This is a genomic window from Rhodococcus sp. AB351, assembly GCF_049538275.1.
Taxonomy (GTDB): domain Bacteria; phylum Actinomycetota; class Actinomycetes; order Mycobacteriales; family Mycobacteriaceae; genus Rhodococcus.
The window spans coordinates 1,205,199-1,223,069 of sequence record NZ_JBMVFW010000001.1 but is presented as its reverse complement, the minus strand read 5'-3'; the positions used below and the strand labels follow the sequence as shown (position 1 = coordinate 1,223,069).

The following is a 17,871-nucleotide window of genomic DNA, read 5'->3' as shown; positions in this document are numbered from 1 at the left end:
GGTGCGGACACCGCTGCAACGGAAGAGTCGAGGCATGCTCACCGTCCACGCGCCCGTGTCCCGGCCCACCGTCGTCCCGGGTCTCCTGGTGGCCGCGGCGGGCGCGGTCGTCGCACTGGGAGCGGCGCACCTGATCCCCGGGGCGAGCCCGTTGCTCGTCGCGATCGTCCTGGGTGTGGTCGTGGCGAACGTCGGTCTGCCCGCACCGGTGGTCGAGGTTCTGGAGCCGGGTCTGGGTACGGCATCGAAGCGGTTGCTCCGAGTGGGCGTCGCGCTGCTCGGCGTGCAGCTCGCGGTCTCCGATCTCGTCGACCTCGGGTGGGGCACAGCGATCGTCGCGGCGACCGTCGTCGTCGCGGGCATCGGCGGCTCGCTCGCCTTCGGCCGGTGGCTCGGGGTGGGCTGGACCCAGCGCCTGCTCATCGCGTGCGGCTTCTCGATCTGTGGAGCCGCGGCCGCGGCGGCGGTCGACGGTGTGATCGATTCGCGCAAACGCGAACTCGTCACCACCGTCGCATTGGTGGTCGTCTTCGGCACCGCGATGATCCCGCTCGTTCCGCTCGCCGCCGGGATGCTCGGGCTGACCCCCGGGACCGCCGGTCTGTGGGCGGGTGCGGCGATCCACGAGGTCGCCCAGGTCGTCGCGACCGGCACCGCTCTCGAGGCCACCGCCGGTGGGGTGCTCGCCGCGGCCGTGACGGTCAAGCTCGCGCGGGTGGCACTGCTGGCTCCGGTCGTGGCGATCGTCGGGGTCGTCGCCCGGCGGCGCGGTGAGGGCCGCCGCGACGAGCGCACTCCCCCGATCGTGCCGGTCTTCCTGCTGGGCTTCCTCGCGTGTGTCGCGCTGCGCTCGACCGGACTGCTCGATCCGATCGTGGTGGAGGCTGCGGGCACGGTGCAGAGGGCACTGCTGACGGTCGCGATGTTCGCCCTGGGCGCGGGGGTGCGCCGGGAGGTGCTTCGCGGGGTCGGATGGCGCCCGATCGCACTCGCGGCAGCGGCGACTGTTTGGGTCGCCGCGATAGCGCTGATCGGTGTGTCGTCGATCAGCGGGCAGTGAGGATCAGCGAGCGGTGACGATCAGTGGTCCGTGACAATCAGTGGGCCGTGACGATCAGTACGGCCGACGAGATCGCGAGCACCACGACCGTGGCGGTGACCGCGACGTTCCGCCACCAGAAATAGGGCGCGCGACCTGCGATCAGTCCGCGCACGCGCGCGCGGTGACCGATCCGGGACGCGAGCAGCACCGCCAGCACGGGCACGAGGCAGATCAGGCCGATCGTCGCGACCACGGCACCCGGGCCGGGCACGAACCGCATGAATCCGAGCACCACCGCACCGAGCACCGACGCGGTGCGCAGCCACGCCAGACTGGTCCGTTCGGGCTGCAGACCGGCGTCGCCGTGCCGCAGATCGTCCGGGCTCACGATGCCGCTCGTCTCACCAGGCGATCGCGACGGCGAGCACGACCCCGGAGACCCCGAGGGCGACGGCGAGCAGGTAGGCCACCCACGGCACCGGGAGCGCACGTCCGGTGCGCATCGCGTGCTCGACGCGGTGCCAGCGGATCAGCGCGAACACGGTGAGCACGGCGGCGAATCCGAGCAGCGCACACGCCAGCACCGTGCGGAGCCCCTCCGACACGATGCCGCCCGCGAAGGTCTCCAGCGCGACCGCCGCGGCGATGACGCCGAGCGCGGTCCGCACCCAGGCGAGGAAGGTGCGCTCGTTGGCCAGCGTGAAACGAGGGTCCGGGTCCGTACCGTCACGCAGCGCCTTCGGGCGCCAGCCTCCGCTGGTCTCCACGGAGCGGACTCTATCCTCGGACCGATCAGCCCACGACGAGATCGGACCCGCGCGCCGCCACCGGACGGGTCTTCAGCGGCCGCTTCGCCGGTCCTTCGACCGGGGCGCCGTCGAGGTCGTACCGGCTGCCGTGGCACGGGCAGATGATGCGATCGCCCTCGACCCCGCTGAGATTGCAGCCCTGGTGGGTACAGATCGCGATGAACGCGCGGAAGTCGCCCTCCGCGGGCTGGGTGACGACGAGCCTCTTCGATTCGAGCATGACGCCCCCGCCGACCGGCACGTCCGCGACGGCGGCGACGACCTCCGCGTCGGGTCCGGGAGGCGCGGTCGTGGTCGGTGCGGGTACCGCCGATCGTGCCTCGCCGGTGTCGCCGGACGATCCGCAGGCCGTGAGGGCCGCGCCGGCCGCCACCACACCGGCGCCGCCGATGAGGGTGCGGCGCGTGAGCGCCGTGCGGTCGAGGTTGTCGCTGCTCATGCACATGTCCGTTCGGGTCGGGATTCGGTTCTCCCGAGCCTATCGACGAACGTCCGGGCAGGCCGCGACCTGCGTCACCCGCGACTGCGTCAGCGACGCAGCGAAGCGAGCAGCGGAAGACGGCGTCGGCGACGACCGAGTTCGACGAGGGTCCCGCGATCGGTGATCTTGACGCGGGGTCGGCCCTGTGCCCGTCCGGCCCGCCGCTCGGCGGCGTCGATGGTCTTCCAGCCGTCCAGGTCCACCCGATCGGGCCGGCGCTGTCCGAGCAACCGGTTCAGCGCACGACGGTCGCCGCGGGGATCGGCGAGCGCACCGGAGTCGAAGTCTGCCAGCAGCGCGGCGACGGTCTCCTTCGCGCACCCCTTGTTGGTACCGATGACGCCGCTCGGCCCGCGCTTGGCCCAGCCGGTGACGTAGACGCCGGTGTCGACGCGACCGCCGGCGTTGGGAACGATGCCGCGGACGTCGTCGAAGGGCACGCCCGGCACGGGAACGCCGCGATAGCCGATCGACCGGAGCACAAGCGTGGCGGACAGGTCCTCGAACCGGCCGGTGGGACGGGCGGTGAGGCGGCCACCGTCGTCGACGAGTTCGGTGCGTTCGACCCGCACGCCGGTCACGTGGTCGTCACCGAGCAGTTCGCTCGGCGCGGCGAGATACCGGAAGACGATGCGGCGGTGCCCGGGACGGACGGGTCGTTCGGCGTACTCGCGGGCGAGACGGACGCGCAGGGCCGTCGCCGCGTCCTCCTCCACGGCCCGGGCGCTCGCCGGATCGAGTTCGAGGTCGGCGTCGTCGACGACGATATCCACCCCGGTGAGGTCGCCGAGGGCGAGGAACTCCGGGTTGCTGTACGCGGCCTGGGCCGGGCCGCGCCGGCCGAGCAGGACGACCTCCCGGATGTTGCTCTCCCGCAGTGCCCTCAGAGCGTGATCGGCGATGTCGGTGCGCGCGAGTTCGTCGACGTCCATGGTGAGGATCCGCGCGACGTCGAGGGCGACGTTGCCGTTGCCGACGATGACGGCGCGTTCGCCGGACAGATCGAAGGTGCGGTCGGCGTAGTCGGGGTGGCCGTTGTACCAGGCGACGAACTCGGTGGCGGCGTGGCTGCGGGGCAGGTCCTCGCCCGTGATCCCGAGTCGGCGGTCGGACGACGCACCGGTCGCGTAGATCACGGCGTGGTGGTGCTCGAGCAGTTCGGCGTGGGTGATGTCGCGACCGACCTCGGTGGCGAGGTGCAGGGCGAACTCCTCGCGCCGGAACGACCATTCGAACGATTCCGTGACCGCCTTCGTCCCCGGATGGTCGGGGGCGACACCGGCGCGCACGAGGCCGAAGGGAGTCGGGAGCCGATCGAACATCTCGACCTCGACGTCGGAGCGTTCGAGGAGTTCCTGGGCGGCGTAGCAGGCCGCGGGGCCGGCTCCGACGATCGCGACCCGCAGCGTTCCGCGATCACGCGGAGGCGCCGGGGTGGGCACGAGGGGCTGCCACCCCTCCGGCGCCGGGTGGTCCGCGTACCAGGCCGCATTGATCTCGGCGAACCGCTTCTGGGAGGGGTCGAGCTTGTCGTCGGGTAGGATCGCCTCGACCGGGCACGCATCGGCGCAGGCGCCGCAGTCGATGCAGGTCTTCGGATCGATGTGCAACATCTCGGCGGTGGCGAATTCGGGCTCGTCCGGCGATGGGTGGATGCAGTTCACAGGGCAGACCGCGACGCAGCTCGCATCGTTGCAGCAGGTCTGGGTGATCACATAGGCCATGGGAAGGGTCCTCGGCAGCCGGGCGGAGCGTCCGCGAATTTCATGTAACGATCCGTAACAGTTAACTCGACTGTAGCGGCAGTCACCGCGGGTTCGCAAGAGAACCTGCGACCACCCACCGAAGCTGCGAGAATCGCACGATCGGACATCCGACCCGGGGGGGACACATGGCCACGTCGACGTCGAGCACCGATCTGCCTCGGACGCGACCGCTGACGGAACTGCCCGAGGAGGCGGATCCCTTCTCCACCGAGCGCACCGTCCGCACCGGCGACGTCGACACCGGGAAGCGACTGCGACTCGACGGCATCGCCCGCTATCTCCAGGACATCGGCACCGACAACCTCGCCGCCGTCGGCGCGTCCGAGACCGACCCGCTGTGGATCGTCCGGCGCACGATCGTCGACGTGCACCGCCCCGCCGAGTACGGCCGTACGCTCCGGTTGCGGCGCTGGTGCGACGCCCTGTCGACACGGTGGGCGAACGTGCGGGTCCGCCTCGACGACCCCGACGACGCCCCGGACGGTCCGCTGATCGAAACCGCGGCGTTCTGGATCGACATCGGCCCCACCACCGGCGCTCCCACCCGCATCAGCGACGGCCTGTTCGAGCACATGGCCCGCTACGCGCACGACACACGCCTGAAGTGGACGGCGTGGCTGCCCGGTCGCGCACCCGACGAGGTCGACGACGAACGCGTCTTCCCCCTGCGCGCCACCGACTTCGACCCCTTCGGGCACGTGAACAACGCCGTCTACTGGCACGGTGTCGAAGAGCTTCTGCCCCTCCGGCCGGACGTCCCGGACGCGCCGTACCGGGCGGTGATCGAGCACCTGCGTCCCGTCGCCGCCGGCGAGACCCTCACGTTGCGGACGACCCTGCGGGAGGACGGACTGACGGTCTGGTTCACGGTCGAGGATCACACTCGCGCGGTCGCGTGGATCGGCCGGAATCCGGACGCTCTACGGTGGACCCCATGACCCGTACCCTGATCTTGCTGCGCCACGGCAAGTCCGCGTACCCGGACGACGTGGACGATCACGAGCGTCCCCTCTCCCCCCGCGGACGCCGCGAGGCCGGTCTCGCCGGTCGCTGGATCCGGGCGAACCTGCCCGAGGTGGACGCCGTTCTGTGCTCCACCGCGACCCGGACACGCAAGACCCTCGCCGAGGCGGCCGTCGAGGCGCCCGTCGAGTACCGCGACAGCCTGTACCACGCCGATCCGGAATCCCTGGTCGCCGAGATCCGCGGAACCGCCGACGACGTGCAGACCCTGCTGGTCATCGGGCACGAGCCGACCCTCTCCGCGACCGTCCTCGGACTCATCACGGACCACAGCACCGACGCCGCCCATCAGGTGGCCGAGAAGTTCCCCACCTCCGCGATCGCAGTCCTCACGGTGAGCGGATCGTGGTCCGAGCTGTCGCGGGGCACGGCCGAACTCGTGGACTTCCACATCCCGCGCTGACCCACACCCCGCGCGGAACCGCTACGAGACGCTCGCGGCGAAGCAACGACGGCGATCACCGTCGAGAACAAATAACGAAGGCCCCGCCCCCGAAGAGAAGAGGGCGGGACCTTCGTCGTCTACTACGGCAGCGAACTACCGGTAGTCGTTGGAGTAACCGTAGTCGTCCAGCGGCACTGCAGCGCCGGTGTTCTGGCCGAAGCCGTCCGGCGAGTAGTACTGGTCGTCGTACGCCGGGATGGCGTACGCGGCCGCGCGGGCCTCCTCGGTCGGCTGGACCTCGATGTTCCGGTACTTGTTGATACCGGTACCGGCGGGGATCAGCTTGCCGATGATCACGTTCTCCTTGAGACCGATCAGCTTGTCCGAGCGGCAGTTGATCGCCGCGTCGGTGAGCACGCGAGTGGTCTCCTGGAAGGACGCCGCCGACAGCCACGAATCGGTGGCCAGCGACGCCTTCGTGATGCCCATGAGGACCGGACGGCCGGCAGCCGGCTCGCCACCCTCCTGGACCACACGACGGTTCGCAGCCTCGAACTCGCTGCGCTCGACGAGCGAACCGGGCAGGAACTCCGTCGAGCCCGAGTCGATGATCGTCACGCGACGCAGCATCTGGCGCACGATGACCTCGATGTGCTTGTCGTGGATCGACACGCCCTGGCTCCGGTAGACCTCCTGGACCTCGTGGACCAGGTGGACCTGAACCTGACGCGGGCCCATCACGCGCAGCACCTCGTGCGGATCGGCAGAGCCCTCGAGGAGCTGCTGACCGACCTCCACGTGGTCGCCGTCCGCGAGCACGCCCTCGGTGCCGTCGGCCTTGCGGATGACGTGCAGACGCTGACGCTTGGACAGCTTGTCGTACACGACCTCCTCACCGCCGTCGTCGGGGATGATCGTGATCTTGTAGAAGCGATCGTCGTCCTCGAGGCGGATGCGGCCGGAGACATCGGCGATCGGGGCCTTGCCCTTGGGGACGCGGGCCTCGAACAGCTCCTGGACGCGGGGCAGACCACCGGTGATGTCCTCACCGACGCCACCCTGGTGGAAGGTACGCATCGTCAGCTGCGTACCGGGCTCACCGATCGACTGGGCGGCGACGATACCGACGGCCTCGCCGATGTCGACGAGCTTGCCCGTCGCCATCGAACGGCCGTAGCAGGTCGCGCAGACGCCGGTGCCGGTGTCGCAGGTCAGGACCGAGCGGACCTTGACCTTCTGGATGCCGGCCTCGAGCAGCGCCTCGATCGCCGGGTCGCCGAGGTCGGAACCACGCTCGACGACGACGTTGCCGTTCGCGTCGACCGCGTCCGTCGCCAGCGTACGGGCGTACGTGCTGGTCTCGATGTGAGCGTCGCGCACGAGCTCACCGGTCGGCTGACCCGTCGCGTCGCGTGCGAGCTCGGCGATGGTCATCTCGATGCCGCGCGGCGTGCCGCAGTCGACCTCGCGGACGATGACGTCCTGCGAGACGTCGACCAGACGACGGGTCAGGTAACCCGAGTCGGCGGTACGGAGAGCGGTGTCGGCCAGACCCTTACGCGCGCCGTGCGTGTTGATGAAGTACTCGGCGACGGTCAGGCCCTCACGGAAGGAGGACTTGATCGGGCGCGGGATGAACTCGCCCTTCGGGTTCGTCACCAGACCCTTCATGCCCGCCAGCGAGCGGATCTGGGTCATGTTGCCCGCAGCACCGGACTTGACGATCGTGGGGATCGGGTTGTCGTCCGGGTAGTGCGCCTCCATGACCTGACCGACCTCTTCGGTCGCTTCCTGCCACAGCTTGACGAGCGAATCGCGACGCTCGTCCTCCGAGAGCTTTCCTCGGTCGTACTGCCGCTGGATGGCGTCGGCCTGCGTCTCGTACCGCTCGAGGATGTCCTTCTTCTCCGGCGGAACGAGCACGTCCGCCATCGAGATGGTGACACCCGAACGCGTGGCCCAGTAGAAGCCGGCGTCCTTGAGCTTGTCGACGGTCTGCGCGACGACGATCATCGGGTACCGCTCGGCCAGGTCGTTGATGATCGCGGCCTGGCGCTTCTTCGGCATGATGTCGTTGACGAACGCGTAGTTCGTCGGCAGCAGCTCGTTGAACAGCACGCGACCGAGGGTGGTCTGCGTGGTCCACGGCTGACCGAACTTCCAGCCCTCCGGGAACAGCTCGCTCTCGACGTCGCGCGGCGGACGCAGCTGGGTCAGGCGCACCTTGATCGGGGCCTGGACCGACAGCACGCCGCGGTCGACGGCCATCTGGGCTTCGGCCGGCGACGAGTAGACGCCCTGCTCGGGCTCGTCGGCGGTCGCGGCCCTGTAGGCGCCGGGGGCGTCCTCGACCAGACGGGTCAGGTGGAACAGACCCGTGACCATGTCCAGACGCGGCATGGCGAGCGGGCGGCCCGATGCCGGCGACAGGATGTTGTTCGACGACAGCATCAGGATGCGGGCCTCGGCCTGCGCCTCCGCGGACAGCGGGAGGTGCACGGCCATCTGGTCGCCGTCGAAGTCGGCGTTGAAGGCCTCACACACGAGGGGGTGCAGCTGGATGGCCTTGCCCTCGACGAGCTGCGGCTCGAACGCCTGGATACCGAGGCGGTGCAGCGTGGGAGCACGGTTCAGCAGAACCGGGTGCTCGTTGATGACCTCTTCGAGGACGTCCCACACCTGCGGGCGCTGACGCTCGACCATGCGCTTGGCGGACTTGATGTTCTGCGCGTGGTTGAGGTCGACGAGACGCTTCATCACGAACGGCTTGAACAGCTCGAGCGCCATGAGCTTCGGCAGACCGCACTGGTGCAGCTTGAGCTGCGGACCGACGACGATGACCGAACGGCCCGAGTAGTCGACGCGCTTACCGAGCAGGTTCTGACGGAAGCGGCCCTGCTTGCCCTTGAGCAGATCGGACAGCGACTTGAGCGGACGGTTACCGGGACCGGTGACCGGCCGGCCACGACGGCCGTTGTCGAACAGGGCGTCGACCGACTCCTGCAGCATCCGCTTCTCGTTGTTGACGATGATCTCGGGGGCGCCGAGGTCGATCAGTCGCTTGAGGCGGTTGTTGCGGTTGATGACGCGGCGGTACAGGTCGTTGAGGTCGGAGGTCGCGAAGCGGCCACCGTCGAGCTGCACCATCGGACGCAGTTCCGGCGGGATCACCGGCACGGCGTCGAGCACCATGCCCATGGGCGAGTTGCCGGACTGCTGGAACGCCGCCACGACCTTCAGGCGCTTGAGAGCACGGAGCTTCTTCTGGCCCTTGCCGCTGCGGATGGTCTCGCGCAGCGACTCGGCCTCGGCGTCGATGTCGAAGTTCTCGATGAGCTTCTGGATCGCCTCGGCACCCATGGCACCGGTGAAGTACTCGCCGTAGCGGTCCTGGAGCTCGCGGTAGATCATCTCGTCGACGATCAGATCCTTCGGCTTCAGCTTCGTGAAGGTCGTCCAGATCTCGTCGAGGCGGTCGAGCTCGCGCTGCGCACGGTCGCGGAGCTGACGCATCTCGCGCTCGCCGCCGTCCTTGACCTTGCGGCGGACGTCGGACTTGGCGCCCTCGGCCTCGAGTTCGGCGAGGTCGGCTTCGAGCTTCTGCGCGCGGGCCTCGAGGTCGGCGTCGCGCTGGTCGGCGACCGACTTCTTCTCGACCTCCATCTCGGCTTCGAGAGTGGAGAGCTCGTTGTGGCGCAGCTCGTCGTCGACGGACGTGATGACGTACGCGGCGAAGTAGATGATCTTCTCGAGATCCTTCGGCGCGAGGTCGAGCAGGTAGCCGAGGCGGCTCGGCACACCCTTGAAGTACCAGATGTGCGTCACCGGAGCGGCGAGCTCGATGTGGCCCATGCGCTCACGGCGGACCTTGGCGCGGGTCACCTCGACGCCGCAGCGCTCGCAGATGATGCCCTTGAAGCGGACACGCTTGTACTTGCCGCAGTAGCACTCCCAGTCCCGGGTGGGACCGAAGATCTTCTCGCAGAACAAGCCGTCCTTCTCGGGCTTGAGCGTGCGGTAGTTGATGGTCTCGGGCTTCTTGACCTCGCCGTACGACCAGTTACGGATGTCCTCGGCGGTGGCCAGGCCGATCCGGAGTTCATCGAAGAAGTTGACGTCGAGCACGTAACTTCCTTTCCCCTGTGCGGGTTGTATTGCTGCTAGTTGTCGCTATCGCTGCCGGGGCCCGATGCGGTACGCGCCCGGTGGTGTCGGGGTGCGTACCGCATCGGCTCGGCTCCTAGTTCGCGAGGTCGTCGACCGTGGCCGACTCGTTGCGGGAAAGGTTGATGCCCAGGTTGGCGGCCGCCCGCTCGAGGTCCTCGTCGTCGCCGTCGGCCATCGCGATGGCCGCGCCGTCGCTGGAGAGGACCTCCACGTTCAGGCACAGCGACTGGAGTTCCTTGAGGAGCACCTTGAACGACTCGGGGATACCCGGCTCGGGGATGTTCTCGCCCTTGACGATCGCCTCGTAGACCTTGACGCGACCGACGACGTCGTCGGACTTGATCGTGAGCAGCTCCTGGAGGGTGTAGGCGGCGCCGTAGGCCTGCATCGCCCAGCACTCCATCTCACCGAAGCGCTGACCACCGAATTGCGCCTTACCACCGAGCGGCTGCTGCGTGATCATCGAGTACGGACCGGTCGAACGCGCGTGGATCTTGTCGTCGACCAGGTGGTGCAGCTTGATGATGTACATGTAGCCGACCGACACCGGGTACGGGAACGGCTCGCCGGAGCGACCGTCGAACAGCGTCGCCTTGCCGTCGGGGCCGACCATGACCTCGCCGTCGCGGTTCGGCAGCGTCGAGGACAGCAGACCCGTCAGCTCCTCCTCGCGGGCACCGTCGAACACCGGCGTGGCGATGTTGGTGTCGGGCTCGGCGGCGAGCATCTCCTCGGAGAGGTTCTGTGCCCACTCGGGACGGCTACCGTCGTCGGCCACCTGGATCTGCCAGCCGGCCTTGCCGATCCAGCCCAGGTGCGTCTCGAGGACCTGGCCGATGTTCATACGACGCGGAACACCGTGGGTGTTCAGGATGATGTCGACCGGGGTGCCGTCGGGCAGGAACGGCATGTCCTCCTGCGGGAGGATCTTGCCGATGACGCCCTTGTTGCCGTGGCGGCCGGCGAGCTTGTCGCCGTCCTGGATCTTGCGCTTCTGCGCCACGTACACGCGGACGAGCTCGTTGACACCCGGAGGCAGATCGTCGTCGTCCTCGCGCGAGAACACGCGAACACCGATGACCTTGCCGTTCTCACCGTGGGGCACCTTCAGGGAGGTGTCGCGGACCTCGCGCGCCTTCTCACCGAAGATCGCGCGGAGCAGGCGCTCCTCGGGGGTCAGCTCGGTCTCGCCCTTCGGCGTGACCTTGCCGACGAGGATGTCGCCGTCGCGGACCTCGGCACCGATGCGGACGATGCCACGCTCGTCGAGGTCGGCGAGGACCTCGTCGGAGACGTTCGGGATGTCGCGGGTGATCTCCTCGGCACCGAGCTTGGTGTCGCGGGCGTCGATCTCGTGCTCCTCGATGTGGATCGAGGTGAGCACGTCTTCCTCCACGAGGCGCTGCGACAGGATGATCGCGTCCTCGTAGTTGTGGCCCTCCCACGGCATGATCGCCACGAGCAGGTTCTTGCCGAGCGCCATCTCACCGTTCTCGGTGCAGGGGCCGTCGGCGAGGACCTGGCCGGACTCGACGCGCTGTCCCTCGTCCACGATCGGACGCTGGTTCGAGCAGGTGCCCTGGTTCGAACGGTCGAACTTGCGCAGACGGTAGGTCTTGCGGGTTCCGTCGTCGGCCATGACGGTGATGAAGTCGGCGGAGACCTCTTCGATCACGCCGCTCTTCTCGGTGACGATGACGTCGCCGGCGTCGACGGCGGCACGCAGCTCCATGCCGGTACCGACGATCGGCGACTCGCTGCGCACCAGCGGCACGGCCTGACGCTGCATGTTCGCGCCCATGAGGGCACGGTTGGCGTCGTCGTGCTCGAGGAACGGGATCATCGCGGTCGCGACCGACACCATCTGGCGCGGCGAGACGTCCATGTACTCGACCTGGTCGGCGGCGACGTACTCGATCTCCGCGCCCTTCTTACGGACGAGGACACGCTCGTCCGAGAAGCGGTTGTCGGAGCCGATCGGCGAGTTGGCCTGCGCGATGAGGTAGCGGTCCTCCTCGTCGGCCGTGAGGTACTCGACCTCGTCGGTGACGACACCGTCGACGACCTTGCGGTAGGGCGTCTCGATGAAGCCGAACGGGTTGACCCGCGCGTACACCGACAGCGAGCCGATCAGGCCGATGTTCGGGCCTTCCGGGGTCTCGATCGGGCACATGCGGCCGTAGTGCGACGGGTGGACGTCGCGGACCTCGAGGCCGGCGCGCTCACGCGACAGACCGCCGGGGCCCAGCGCCGACAGACGACGCTTGTGCGTCAGGCCCGACAGCGGGTTGTTCTGGTCCATGAACTGCGACAGCTGGGAGGTTCCGAAGAACTCCTTGATCGCAGCCACGACCGGACGGATGTTGATCAGGGTCTGCGGCGTGATCGCCTCGACGTCCTGGGTGGTCATGCGCTCACGGACCACGCGCTCCATGCGGGACAGGCCCACGCGGATCTGGTTCTGGATGAGCTCACCGACCGTGCGCAGACGACGGTTGCCGAAGTGGTCGATGTCGTCGACCTCGACGGGAACCTCGACGCCGCCGGGGACGGTCATCTTGTTCTCGCCCGCGTGCAGACGCACGAGGTACTCGATCGTGGCGACGATGTCTTCCTCGGTGAGGGTGGACGCCTCGATCGGCTGACCCGTGTTCAGGCCGAGCTTCTTGTTGATCTTGTAACGGCCCACGCGCGCCAGGTCGTAGCGCTTGTCCTTGAAGAAGAGGTTCTCCAGCAGGGTCTGCGCGCTCTCCTTGGTCGGCGGCTCGCCCGGACGGAGCTTGCGGTAGATGTCGAGGAGCGCCTCGTCGGTGCCCGCCGTGTTGTCCTTCTCGAGCGTCGACATCATGATCTCGGAGAATCCGAAACGCTCGACGATCTGCTCGGTGGACCAGCCCAGCGCCTTGAGCAGCACGGTGACCGGCTGACGGCGCTTGCGGTCGATACGCACACCGACGGTGTCGCGCTTGTCGACGTCGAACTCGAGCCAGGCACCGCGGCCCGGGATGACCTTGACGCTGTGCAGGTCCTTCTCGGTGCTCTTGTCGACGGTCTTGTCGAAGTACACGCCCGGCGAACGGACGAGCTGGGACACCACGACACGCTCGGTGCCGTTGATGATGAAGGTGCCCTTGTCGGTCATCATCGGGAAGTCACCCATGAAGACCGTCTGGCTCTTGATCTCGCCGGTGTTGTTGTTGATGAACTCGGCAGTGACGAACAGCGGAGCCGCGTACGTCATGTCCTTGTCCTTGCACTCCTCGACGGAGGCCTTGACCTCGTCGAAACGAGGATCGGAGAAGGACAGGGACATCGAACCCGAGAAGTCCTCGATCGGCGAGAGCTCGTCGAGGATCTCCTCCAGGCCACCGACGACGTGACCGTCGCCGCGCTCGGCAGCCTTCGCGCGCCAGCGCTCCGAGCCGATCAACCATTCGAAGGAATCGGTCTGTAGATCGAGGAGCCCGGGAACTTCGAGGGGTTCGCGAATCTTCGCGAACGACACCCTCGTCGGGGCTCCGGGGATTCCGGCTACTGCCTTGGTCTGGCTAGAGACTGCCAAGATGCGTCCTTCCAGCACCTCACGCGGGCCGCTCCAACCGGTGCGACCGCCGCTGTACCTGCTTCTTCATGTGGGGCGTTTTCGCTGGTCGCAACCCGAACGAGAACCCCACCGACACACCGAAACGGTCTCGCCCGAAAGGGCGGATTCCGACTCGACGATCAGAAGGTGAACAGGAGGCAGCCAGCGCAAAGAACTAACCTACACCTAAGTAGGCGAAATGTCCACAGGGGTGCCTCAAAGAAACCTGGCAAACGACCTCGAGCGGCTCACGAGGAAGCCTTCAGTCGAACAGGCGTACCGATAGAGTGACCGCTCGCGTCGCCTGCGTCAAGACTGCGCGTCCGGAACGATCCGCGCGTCGCGGCCGCGGACACCCCCGGTGAGGGGGCGATCCGCAGCCGTCGTCACCGGTCGCGGATCTCCGAGACCAGCCATCGTCCGTCCGACTTCTCCATCCTCACCAGCAGCGGTGCGGCCGCGCTGCCCTGGGCGATCCCGTCGCCGGTGGCGCTGACGTTGATGTAGGCGGCGACCTCGGCGCGGGTGTCGTCGAGCATCGTCGCGCCGATGTGCTCGACCATCACCTCGGTGACCGTGCGGGTGTCGATCGCGGCCTTCTTGGTGACGTCCGCGGTCGAGTCGAACTCCTCGAGCCGCTCCGGGGTCAGCAACTCCCGGATCCGCCCGAAGTCCTCGTCGATGGTGCGGTAGTCGTAGCCGTGCATGGTCTCGATCGCGACCTTCGCGGCCTCGGTGACCTCCCGGGTCTCCGCGGTGTCGACCCACGCGACGTTCGAGACGTCGGCACCGGGACGGAAGGCCGCGACCGCGGCGATCACCGCGAGCACCACCGCCACCGCACCGACGAGAATCACCGGGCGCCACCCACCGGAGGCACGCGACCCGCCGGCCTCACCGGCGGGAGGCTCCGGTGGATCCCCGGGCTCGGTCGCAGTCTCCGCCGGGCTCGCTGCCGGGGACCCGGCCGTGTCGGCGGCCGTCGGCGCGGGCTTCTCGTGCTCGTTCTCCTGCTTGTCGAGCGTCACCTCGGAAGGTCGCGACTGCTCGGCAGGGTTTTCCCCTGTACGGGTCTCCGCCGGTCCGGTACTCCCCTGTTCGGGCGGCGTGATCGTCCGCTCCGTCCGGGACGGGCGTTCGTCCTGCGCCGGGGTCGGGCGTTCGTCCTCTGCAGGGGTCATCCGGGGCGGTCGGGACGTGCCGGCGACCTTCGGCCGACGGCGCGGGGGCCCGCTGGGGCCGGTCTTCCGTCGCTGCGGGGGCACTACACGTTCTCCTTCGTCGACTTGCCGAACATCATGGGCCCGCCTCGCCCTCGGGCGCGGGCGCCCCGGTATCTCCCGGCGCGGGCGCCCCGGTATCTCCCGGCGCGGGCGCCCCGGAATCGTCGGGCGCGGGCTGCGCGCCGGGATCGGGAGCCGGAGCACCGGGGACCGGGCCCGACTCCATCTCGACGGAGGCGAGCGGCTCGATGGTCTCGGCCTTCCACACGTCGCCGTCCTTGCGCAGCGACACGAGCACCGGGACCTTGTTGGTCACGAAGTACTCGGGGGTCTGGGTGCGCACGGCGAGCACGACGAGCGCCTTACCCAGATCGTCGTCGGTGTTGAGTTCGGTGAGCGTTCCGAACAGCACTTCGGCCGACATGCTGGTGCCGGTCTCCGCGACCCGAGCCCGGATGTCCTCCTCGGTCGCCGCGAGATCGTTGCGCAGGGCGTCGCCGGTGATCGACGACCGCATGTTCTCGATCGACAGGTCGACGTCGTTCGCGTCGACACTGTTCAGGTTGACGGCCGCCTGCATGGCTCCCGAGAGTGCGGCGTCGCGCGCCTCGGCGGTCGAACGGTCCACCAGGAGCGCACGCCCCCAGCCGTAGCCGAACCACACCGCCGCCGCGAGGGCGACGACGGCGAGCACCGAGACGACGGCGAGGGCCGCCCTGCGTGCCCCGCCCGGTCCCCGGCCGTCCGCGGGCGAGTTGCCGTCGGCGGATGGGGGCGGGGTGGGCGGAGCGTCGGAGGAAATTGGTGCACTCACTCCACAAACCTACTAACTGCTCACTTCGGGGTGACTCCGAGCAACGGCGCGAGCTGCGTCGCGATCGGATTCAGGTTGAGCTTGTCGGGGTCCTTCTTCGGCTTGAAATCCCAGGGCTGGATCGTGTTCGGATCGGCGAAGACGATGCGGTTCGCGCTGCGCACGCCGGTGACACTGCCCTGCGGCACCTCGCACGAGGCGTTCGTGTTGAACGGGAAGTCCTGCTGGGTCTCGTCGAAGTTCGGATCCTGCGCGCGCATCTGCGCGAGGATCTCCTGCGTCCCCTCGTACCCGATGGTGCACGAAGGCGGATTGTTGGTCTCGAGCACGATGCCCTGACGCACCGCACCGTCGCCCGGAGCGACCGTACTCGCACTGCCCGCGACGGCGGGAAGGAAGGCCAGCAGCGGCTGCAGGGCGATCGACTGCGGCGCGGCCACTTCCGCCACCGCCGCGAGGTTCGCGAGGTCGGTGGTCAGGCCCGGGCCGGAGCCCTCGATCAGCTGCGAGAGCTGGTCGCTCGCGTCGGTGCCGGTGTCGATCAGGCGCCGCAGATCGGGATCGCTGTCGCGGAGCTGTGCGGTCACCAGGTCCAGATCCGAGCTGAACTGCTGGATCGCCGACGACTGGTCGGACTGCGTGTCGAGCACCGTGAGGCTGTCGCGGATCAGCGTGACGGTCTGCGGCAGGTACTCGGCGCCCTTCTCGCTGAGACCGGCGAGCGCGTCGACGAGCACCTGCAGGTCGTCGCCGCGGCCGTCGAAGGCCGCGCCGAGCTCGGTGACGACGGTGCGCAGCGGCTCGAGCGGAACCGAGTACACGAGGTCGTTCGTGCTCAGCAGCAGGTCCTCGACCGGCGTGGGCAGATCCTCCTCGGTGCCCTCGATGACGGAGCCCTGTTCGAGATAGGGGCCCTCGTCGTTCGGCGGCTGCAGATCGACGTACTGCTCACCGATCGCCGACCGGTTCGCCACGACCGGTCGCGCCGACGCCGGGATCTGCGGTCCGCCGTTGTCGAGACGCAGCTCGACGTTGATGCCGTCGTCCGTGAGGCTGAGCGCCCCGACACGGCCCACGGGCACCCCGCGGTAGGTGACCTCGGCGTTCGGGAAGATGCCGCCGCCGGTCGGGAACCGCGCGTCGACGGTGTACTGGCCGAAGCCCATGAGGTTGTCGAGCCGCACGTACCGGGCACCGACGAACACGATGCCGAGCAGCGCGATGACCACGAACAGCGCGAGCTGCACTTTCACCAGGCGCGATCTCACTGCCCACCCCCGAGTCCGAGCTGATTCAGCAAACCTTGCAGCGGCCCCGGCTGTGGGGCCTCGTCACCGTCGGCACCGGTGTCGGTGTCCGCGCCGGCCTCGGTGACCCCCGGGATCTCGATGCCGTCGGGCAGCGACACCCCTTCGGGCAGCGTCACACCGGGCAGACGCGGAGTGGGAAGCACCGGCAGCAGCGACACGGTGGGCCAGCCCGGGGCGGGCCCGTTCCCGTCGTAGTACGGGTTGGACGGGTCGACGAGCGGCTTCGGATTGCCGAACTTCGGCTCGCGGTAGACCGGGTCGCCCTGGCCCACACCGAGCGCGGCCAGCGCGTTGCCGATCTGCAGGTCGACGACGAGGAAGAGGTTCACCGAGTTGCCCAGCGCGACCTTCTCGACACCGTCCGGGAACGGCACCGTGGGCACGAAGGCGAGCGCCTCGACGAGGTCGTCGCCCGATGCCGCGAGTGCCTGGAGGGTCGGGCGCAGCGCCAAAAGGTCGGCGATCAGATCCTCCTTGGACTGATCGAGGACGTCGACACCCGCGGTGCCGAGCCGGTCGAGCTGGCCGAGCAGCTGGGTCAGCTGCGGCCGCTGCTGTTCGAGCACCTCGGTCGCGACCGGCAGTTCGTCGAGCACGGCGGCGATCTTGTCGTTCTGCTCCGCGACCCGCACCGTGAGCTCGTCGAGTCCGTCGAGCGCCCGGGTGATGTCGTCGCGTTGCTGTTCGAGACCGGTGATCAGGGTCTCGGCCTGCTCGATCAGGCTGCGCGTGGTTCCCTCGCGGCCGTCGAAGGCCGTCGACAATTCGTTGACGATCGGCGCGAGCTGACCGACACCGCCACCGTTGAGCAGCAGCGACAGCGCGCCGAGCACCGGTTCGAGTTCGGTGGCGTGCCGGGTGCGGTCGAGCGGGATCACGTCGCCGTCCGCGAGCCGGCCCGTCGGGGGCTCGTCCTCCGGAGGCGTGAGTTGCACGAACTTCTCACCGAGCAGACTCGACTGTTCGACGCTCGCGAGCGCGTTCGCCGGCAGGTCGACACTCGAGTCGAGCACGATGCCGACGTCGGCGGTCCACCCGAAATCGGATGCGACCGAGATCGATTCGACGCGCCCGACCGGTACACCGTCGACCTTCACGCTCGACTGCGGAACCAGGTCGAGCACGTCGTCGAACTGGACGGACAGACGGATCGGATCGCTCCCCACGTCGGCGCCGCCGGGCAACGGGACGTCGGACAGACCGCCGCACCCCGTGACCGTCACAGCGACCACGCACGCGGCCGCTCCGAAGACACCTGTGCGGCCCAT

At 68.6% G+C, this 17,871-nt stretch carries 13 protein-coding genes; 3 read left to right on the top strand and 10 right to left on the bottom strand.

All coding sequences use genetic code 11. The features are described 5' to 3' along the window. Positions 1–34 precede the first annotated feature (34 nt). On the top strand, positions 35–1,060 hold the full coding sequence (locus tag ACPCXD_RS05705; RefSeq protein WP_160875249.1) for a YeiH family protein: 1,026 nt from the start codon (positions 35–37) through the stop codon (positions 1,058–1,060). 37 nt (positions 1,061–1,097) lie between these two features. Here ACPCXD_RS05705 and ACPCXD_RS05700 read toward each other — a convergent pair whose 3' ends face one another. The 4 genes from ACPCXD_RS05700 to ACPCXD_RS05685 all read right to left on the bottom strand — a co-directional run bounded on the left by ACPCXD_RS05700 (position 1,098) and on the right by ACPCXD_RS05685 (position 4,056). Continuing rightward, entirely contained in the window at positions 1,098–1,430 is a 333-nt protein-coding gene (locus tag ACPCXD_RS05700; protein WP_423658749.1) for a DUF202 domain-containing protein, read from the bottom strand. A gap of 13 nt (positions 1,431–1,443) precedes the next feature. Then, a complete protein-coding gene (locus ACPCXD_RS05695; protein ID WP_016690879.1) occupies positions 1,444–1,809 on the bottom strand; it encodes a YidH family protein in 366 nt (121 codons plus the stop codon). Between the two features lie 25 nt (positions 1,810–1,834). Continuing rightward, positions 1,835–2,290, bottom strand: a complete 456-nt coding sequence (locus ACPCXD_RS05690; protein WP_088897127.1) for a Rieske (2Fe-2S) protein — start codon at positions 2,288–2,290, stop codon at positions 1,835–1,837. Positions 2,291–2,379: 89 nt separating this feature from the next. Then, positions 2,380–4,056 carry an FAD-dependent oxidoreductase gene (locus ACPCXD_RS05685; RefSeq protein WP_423658747.1) on the bottom strand — a complete coding sequence of 559 codons (1,677 nt, stop codon included), beginning with the start codon at positions 4,054–4,056 and terminating at the stop codon, positions 2,380–2,382. A 167-nt stretch (positions 4,057–4,223) separates the two neighbouring features. Between ACPCXD_RS05685 and ACPCXD_RS05680 the strand changes: the two genes are divergently transcribed. Both ACPCXD_RS05680 and ACPCXD_RS05675 read left to right on the top strand, forming a co-directional pair. Beyond that, positions 4,224–5,036: an acyl-[acyl-carrier-protein] thioesterase gene (locus ACPCXD_RS05680; protein WP_423658745.1), complete on the top strand. Its 813-nt coding sequence runs from the start codon at positions 4,224–4,226 to the stop codon at positions 5,034–5,036. Continuing rightward, positions 5,033–5,524 (top strand): SixA phosphatase family protein, encoded by a 492-nt coding sequence (locus ACPCXD_RS05675; protein ID WP_016694772.1) that lies wholly within the window; start codon positions 5,033–5,035, stop codon positions 5,522–5,524. Before ACPCXD_RS05680 ends, ACPCXD_RS05675 begins: the two co-directional genes overlap by 4 nt. 135 nt (positions 5,525–5,659) lie before the next feature. On the opposite strand, the gene ACPCXD_RS05670 is transcribed toward ACPCXD_RS05675, so the two are convergent. The 6 genes from ACPCXD_RS05670 to ACPCXD_RS05645 form a co-directional block, all read right to left on the bottom strand. Then, the gene (locus ACPCXD_RS05670; RefSeq protein WP_423658740.1) at positions 5,660–9,631 is read right to left on the bottom strand and encodes a DNA-directed RNA polymerase subunit beta'; all 3,972 of its coding nucleotides are present in this window, start codon (positions 9,629–9,631) and stop codon (positions 5,660–5,662) included. A 115-nt stretch (positions 9,632–9,746) separates the two neighbouring features. Continuing rightward, the gene (rpoB, locus tag ACPCXD_RS05665; protein ID WP_026061693.1) at positions 9,747–13,253 is read right to left on the bottom strand and encodes a DNA-directed RNA polymerase subunit beta; all 3,507 of its coding nucleotides are present in this window, start codon (positions 13,251–13,253) and stop codon (positions 9,747–9,749) included. 389 nt (positions 13,254–13,642) lie between these two features. Then, positions 13,643–14,284, bottom strand: coding sequence for a hypothetical protein (locus tag ACPCXD_RS05660; RefSeq protein ID WP_016694775.1), 642 nt, complete (start codon positions 14,282–14,284; stop codon positions 13,643–13,645). 268 nt (positions 14,285–14,552) lie between these two features. Further along, positions 14,553–15,173, bottom strand: a complete 621-nt coding sequence (locus tag ACPCXD_RS05655) for a hypothetical protein (RefSeq protein ID WP_423658881.1) — start codon at positions 15,171–15,173, stop codon at positions 14,553–14,555. Between the two features lie 140 nt (positions 15,174–15,313). Further along, a complete protein-coding gene (locus ACPCXD_RS05650) occupies positions 15,314–16,561 on the bottom strand; it encodes an MCE family protein (RefSeq protein ID WP_016694777.1) in 1,248 nt (415 codons plus the stop codon). Continuing rightward, a complete protein-coding gene (locus ACPCXD_RS05645) occupies positions 16,558–17,871 on the bottom strand; it encodes an MCE family protein (protein WP_019291235.1) in 1,314 nt (437 codons plus the stop codon). Before ACPCXD_RS05645 ends, ACPCXD_RS05650 begins: the two co-directional genes overlap by 4 nt.

Bases quoted from the DNA above. Each gene is read 5' to 3' on its own strand.
- ACPCXD_RS05705 (WP_160875249.1), top strand. From the start codon at position 35: ATGCTCACCGTCCACGCGCCCGTGTCCCGGCCCACCGTCGTCCCGGGT.
- ACPCXD_RS05690 (WP_088897127.1), bottom strand. From the start codon at position 2,290: ATGAGCAGCGACAACCTCGACCGCACGGCGCTCACGCGCCGCACCCTC.
- ACPCXD_RS05685 (WP_423658747.1), bottom strand. From the start codon at position 4,056: ATGGCCTATGTGATCACCCAGACCTGCTGCAACGATGCGAGCTGCGTC.
- ACPCXD_RS05680 (WP_423658745.1), top strand. From the start codon at position 4,224: ATGGCCACGTCGACGTCGAGCACCGATCTGCCTCGGACGCGACCGCTG.
- ACPCXD_RS05675 (WP_016694772.1), top strand. From the start codon at position 5,033: ATGACCCGTACCCTGATCTTGCTGCGCCACGGCAAGTCCGCGTACCCG.
- ACPCXD_RS05645 (WP_019291235.1), bottom strand. From the start codon at position 17,871: ATGGGCCGCACAGGTGTCTTCGGAGCGGCCGCGTGCGTGGTCGCTGTG.